The organism is Francisella sp. SYW-9 (genome assembly GCF_008711465.1).
Classification (GTDB): domain Bacteria; phylum Pseudomonadota; class Gammaproteobacteria; order Francisellales; family Francisellaceae; genus Francisella.
On record NZ_VXKQ01000085.1, the window covers coordinates 1 to 561 of the forward strand.

The following is a 561-nucleotide window of genomic DNA, read 5'->3' on the forward strand; positions in this document are numbered from 1 at the left end:
ATACACTCAAACGAAGCATCAAAAATATAGTTTGCTGTCAACAAAGATTTATCTAAAATATTTAAGTTTATTGAGCTTAATTGACTAGTAACCTCATTAACTAACCCTTTATGTTCAATCATCACTCCTTTAGGCACTCCAGTAGTCCCTGATGTATATATAACATACGCCAAATCTGTTGAAGAGCTTTGTGGATTAAGGTTCTCTTTATCTTCTTGATCATATACATAGCTCTGTTCTTGATTTGAATCTATTGATATCAAACTAACATCTCTATTTATATAATAAAGCTTATCCTCCAAATGACTTTGCGTTATAACTAATTTAGCCTGCGTGTCTTCAAGGATATGTCTAAACCTCTCTTGCGGACACTAAGGAACCATAGGTACATATGCTCCTCCTGCCTTCATTACAGCTAAGATACCAATTAACATATCCATACTTCTTTCAAGGCAAAGTGGGATCAATATATCTAGTTTAAGCTCTTGTTTCGTTACTTCCTTATAATGTTTGCGGATATACCTAGCTAATTGATTTGATCTTTCATTAAGCTCTTTATAT

1 pseudogene is annotated in these 561 nt (G+C 33.2%); it reads right to left on the bottom strand.

The features are described from left to right. Window positions 1-518, bottom strand: a pseudogene (locus F3D62_RS12640) (AMP-binding protein); the annotation flags it as partial. Window positions 519-561 lie beyond the last annotated feature (43 nt).